The organism is Pseudomonas sp. FW305-28, from assembly GCF_017351395.1.
Taxonomy (GTDB): domain Bacteria; phylum Pseudomonadota; class Gammaproteobacteria; order Pseudomonadales; family Pseudomonadaceae; genus Aquipseudomonas; species Aquipseudomonas fluorescens_AA.
Map to the genome: position 1 here is coordinate 1 of NZ_JACNDD010000259.1, position 4,289 is coordinate 4,289.

Genomic DNA, 4,289 nt, shown 5'->3' on the forward strand with positions numbered 1-4,289 from the left:
ATGTTCGAAGGGGCCGCTTCGCGCCCCAGCGGGAGCAAGCTCCCTCGCCACAGGTTGACCTTCGCTGTATACAAAATCCTGCACCTTTAGCATGCACTCGCGCCCTGTTCGTGGGCGTATGCCTGTTCCTGCGCGGCGTTCCTCTGCGCCACACACCCCGGTTTGTCTCACATCCTGCGCCTATGGCACGCATTCTGCGTAGCAACGCGTATACAAACCATGCCGGCTCCCGTGCGCAGTATGGTGAGCAGGTCGCTACGGGGGCACGGCGGTACTCAAAGGAGCCCCGCAATGTCCGAGCAATTGCCCAACGGCTACAGCCCCCGCCTCTATAACGAGGACCTGGGCCCGCTGCCGCAGAAATGGAATTGGTACAACATCTTCGCGTTCTGGATGAGTGATGTGCACAGTGTGGGCGGTTATGTCTTCGCCGCCAGTCTGTTCGCCTTGGGTCTGGCGAGTTGGCAGGTGCTTATCGCCTTGCTCGGCGGGATCTGCATCGTGCAGTTGATCGCCAACCTGGTCGCCAAGCCGAGCCAACAGGCGGCGGTGCCGTACCCGGTGATCTGTCGGCTGGCGTTCGGGGTGTTCGGGGCGAATATTCCTGCGGTCATTCGCGGTTTGATCGCCGTGGCCTGGTACGGCATTCAGACGTACCTGGCGTCCAGCGCGCTGATCATCGTGGTGCTGCGGTTTTTTCCTTCAATGGAGGTTTACGCGACGCCGCATTTTGCCGGTTTGTCCTACCTGGGTTGGTTCGGTTTCCTCAGCCTGTGGTTTGTCCAGGCGCTGGTGTTCTGGACCGGCATGGAATCGATCCGTCGTTTCATCGATTGGGCCGGGCCGGTGGTGTACGCCGTGATGTTCCTGTTGGCCGGCTGGATCGTGTGGAAGGCCGGTTGGAGCAACATCAGCTTCACCCTGGCAGAAAAGTCCTTGTCCGGCTGGCAGGCGTTCGGCCAAGTGATCGTGGCGACGGCCCTGGTGGTGTCGTACTTTTCCGGCCCGACCCTGAATTTCGGCGATTTCAGCCGTTACTGCCGAAGCATGTCTGACGTGCGCCGGGGTAATTTCTGGGGGCTGCCGGTGAATTTCCTGGCGTTCTCCCTGGTCACCGTGGTGATTGTTTCCGGGACCTTGCCGGTGTTCGGTGAAATGCTCCACGACCCGATTGCCACCGTGGCGCGCATCGACAACGACGTGGCGGTCTTGCTGGGGGCCTTTGCCTTCGTGACCGCCACCATCGGCATCAACATTGTCGCCAACTTCGTCTCGCCGGCCTTCGACTTCGCCAACGTCGCCCCCAGCAAGATCAGTTGGCGCGCCGGCGGCATGATCGCGGCGGTGGCCTCGATTTTCATCACGCCGTGGAACCTGTTCAACAACCCCGAAGTGATCCACTACACCCTGGACGTGCTGGCGGCGTTCATCGGCCCGTTGTTCGGGATCCTGCTGGTGGATTACTACCTGATCAAGAAGCAGCAGATCGACGTCGATGCGTTGTTCAATGACGGGCCCAGCGGGCGCTATTACTACAGCGGCGGCATCAACTGGACGGCGGTCAAGGCGTTGATTCCGGCGACGCTGATGGGGGTGGCGATCACCTTCACCCCCGTGCTGCAACCGATGGCCAACTTTGCCTGGTTCACCGGTTGCTTCCTCGGCGGGGTGTTGTATTTCGCCTTGGCGCGACGCGAGCCGGCCACGCAGTCGAGCAAGGCGTTCAGCCCGGCCGGCCAGGCCTGATCAACGCAGGGCGCTCTGGGCGCAAGGGCTCGCCGCGCCCCGGCTGGCGGGCCGCAGCAACAAGCCACCGGCCAGCACCAGGCCGCTGCCGGCAATGATCAGCGCCGGTTGCAGGCCGCCACTGAAATGGCTGCTCAGCGCCGCCAGCAGTGGCCCGCTGAGTTGGCCCACGGCAAAACAGGCGGTCAACAGGCCAGCGTTGCGCTGGGTGGCGTGGGGCGCCAGTTCCCGGGAGCGCAGCATCACCAGTTGCATGCAGGCCAGGAACGGCGTGCCACACAGGATCACCCCCAGGGCCAGCCCCGGCCCGCTGCCCAGCAGGCAGGCAAATACCCCGGCGGCTTGCAGCCAGAGCGTACCGATCAACCAGCGGCCGGTGGTGTTCGGGTTCGGCCGCCGCCGGCTGACCAGCAATACGCCGCTGGCGGCGGCCAAGCCGAAGCAGGGCCAGAACAGATCGGCCAGCCATTGACCGTGGAACTGCGCCGAGGCCATTTGCGACAGGAATGTCGCCGGAATGATGTAGCCCACGCCGTACAGGGCGTACACCACGCCCAATCGTGCGATGCCGGCGTTCGGCGAAGGGGCGGTCGGCCCTGCGACAGGTGCTGCGGCTGCCGGCTGCGGCAGGATCGGCAAGATCACCAGCAACATCGCCAAGGCGACGCCGGCATACACCAGCCACAGGGTGGCGGAGGTCTGGCCCAGCAGGTTCGAGCCGAGGGCGAGCAGGCCCGTCAGGAAAATCCCCAGGCCCGGCCCGGCAAACACCAAGGCACCGAGCCGTGGCCGTCCCACCGCCGTAGCCAAGGGTTGGCTCAGGGCGGTGATCATCACCATCACCCAGGCGCTCGCCACGCCGGTGCCGAAACGCAGCGCCAGGTGCGGCCAGAAGCCCCAGGCCCAGAACGACGCCAGGGTCAGCAGCACGCACAGCCACAGACCGCCGAGCAACCGCCGCCGCACCTGTTCCGGACGACGGGCGAACATGGCGTCCAGCGCGCCAAGGAAGTATCCCAGGTAATTGGCGGCGGCAATCAGACCGGCGGCGGTCAAGTCGACCTGACCCTCGCCGATCAAATGAGGTAACTGGGGCGTCAGGGCGAAGCGGCCAATGCCCATGGCCATCATCAGCGCGATGAAACTGCCGAGCAGGCGAATTAGAGGTGACATGGTCGTTCTCCGGTTTCGGGGCGAATGACCGTCAGGCTAGGACTGATTGACTTTCATTAAAAATGAATAATAGTGAGTAACTTGTTCTTTTTTGGAGAAGGTCATGGAGTTCAGCCAACTGCGGATTTTCCAGGCCGTGGCCGAGGAAGGTTCCATCACCCGGGCCGCCGAGCGCCTGCACCGGGTGCCGTCGAACCTGTCGACCCGGCTCAAGCAGCTTGAAGAGCAACTGGGTGTGGACCTTTTCCTGCGGGAGCGTCAGCGTTTGCAGTTGTCGCCGGCAGGAAAAGTCCTGCTGGACTATGCGGCCAAGCTGTTCGCCTTGCATGACGAGGCCCATGCCGCCGTGCAGGGCGGGCAGCCGGCCGGGGACTTCCTGCTGGGCACGATGTACAGCACGGCGGCGACGCATTTGCCGGACCTGCTGGCGGCTTATCACCGGGCGTATCCGGCGGTGAACCTGCAAGTGCAATCGGGGCCCAGTGGCGAGCTGCTTGAAGGCCTGCTCACCAACCGGCTCGACGCGGCACTGGTGGACGGCCCGCTGGAGCTGGCGGGGCTGGATGGCGTGCCGTTGTGCGACGAGCGGTTGGTGCTGATTACCGAGGCCGATCACCCGCCGGTACGCAGTGCCCTGGATGTGCAGGGCCGCGCGGTGTTCACGTTCCGGCGTGGTTGCTCGTACCGGATGCGATTAGAGGCCTGGTTTGCCCATGATCACGCGACCATGGGCCGGGCGATGGAAATCGAGTCTTACCAGGGGATGCTGGCGTGTGTGATCGCCGGGTCCGGGGTGGCGTTGATGTCCGAGTCGATGCTGGCCAGCCTGCCGGGCCGCGAGCGGGTAATGGTGCATTCGCTGGCCGAGCCGTTCGCCAGCGCCACCACCTGGCTGATGTGGCGCAAAGGCATGGTCGGAGCCAACCTGAACGCCTGGATCGAGTTGCAACAACAGGCCTGGCCGCGGGGGCCAATGCTCACGGCGCAATCGGCTTGAACTCCGGGAGGTGGATTTGGATCAATTCAGTAACAGATCATTGCAAACTGAGACGAGCATTGCGTAGAACATCGGACTATTATCAGTGCGAAGGGGCCACAGAAATCTGCCGCTCGCACCACCCTGAGGGGGCACCACGATGAAAGAGAAAATCCAGAACTGGCTTCACGACTTGGGTGTCGCGCTTGGCCTGATCGAACCGCCAATGCAACCGGTACCGATCCGCACCGATGACGAGCAACGCCGCCGCCAACCGCGCCGCCGGTAAATACACCACCGAATTTGGAGAGATCGCAGTTCCGGACCATTTCAATTGAGATGGCCCGGAACTGCGATCTTTTTATTTCCGAAGACAGAATCTGTGGGAGCGAGC

Annotated in this window: 4 protein-coding genes; 3 read left to right on the plus strand and 1 reads right to left on the minus strand. The window is 63.3% G+C overall.

Annotation, left to right across the window (positions count from 1 at the left end):
- Positions 1–291: 291 nt before the first annotated feature.
- The gene (locus J4E53_RS29960; protein WP_060738694.1) at positions 292–1,746 is read left to right on the plus strand and encodes an NCS1 family nucleobase:cation symporter-1; all 1,455 of its coding nucleotides are present in this window, start codon (positions 292–294) and stop codon (positions 1,744–1,746) included.
- Here J4E53_RS29960 and J4E53_RS29965 read toward each other — a convergent pair whose 3' ends face one another.
- Complete coding sequence (locus J4E53_RS29965) at positions 1,747–2,919, minus strand: MFS transporter (RefSeq protein ID WP_103311366.1); 1,173 nt, start codon at positions 2,917–2,919, stop codon at positions 1,747–1,749.
- A gap of 103 nt (positions 2,920–3,022) precedes the next feature.
- Between J4E53_RS29965 and ptrR the strand changes: the two genes are divergently transcribed.
- On the plus strand, positions 3,023–3,916 hold the full coding sequence (gene ptrR / locus J4E53_RS29970) for a putrescine utilization regulator PtrR (protein ID WP_103311368.1): 894 nt from the start codon (positions 3,023–3,025) through the stop codon (positions 3,914–3,916).
- 139 nt (positions 3,917–4,055) lie between these two features.
- Positions 4,056–4,184 carry a PA1414 family protein gene (locus tag J4E53_RS30865; RefSeq protein WP_003198971.1) on the plus strand — a complete coding sequence of 43 codons (129 nt, stop codon included), beginning with the start codon at positions 4,056–4,058 and terminating at the stop codon, positions 4,182–4,184.
- Positions 4,185–4,289 lie beyond the last annotated feature (105 nt).

Coding starts and splice junctions, on each gene's coding strand:
- J4E53_RS29960 (WP_060738694.1), top strand. CDS start 292: ATGTCCGAGCAATTGCCCAACGGCTACAGCCCCCGCCTCTATAACGAG.
- ptrR (WP_103311368.1), top strand. CDS start 3,023: ATGGAGTTCAGCCAACTGCGGATTTTCCAGGCCGTGGCCGAGGAAGGT.
- J4E53_RS30865 (WP_003198971.1), top strand. CDS start 4,056: ATGAAAGAGAAAATCCAGAACTGGCTTCACGACTTGGGTGTCGCGCTT.
- J4E53_RS29965 (WP_103311366.1), bottom strand. CDS start 2,919: ATGTCACCTCTAATTCGCCTGCTCGGCAGTTTCATCGCGCTGATGATG.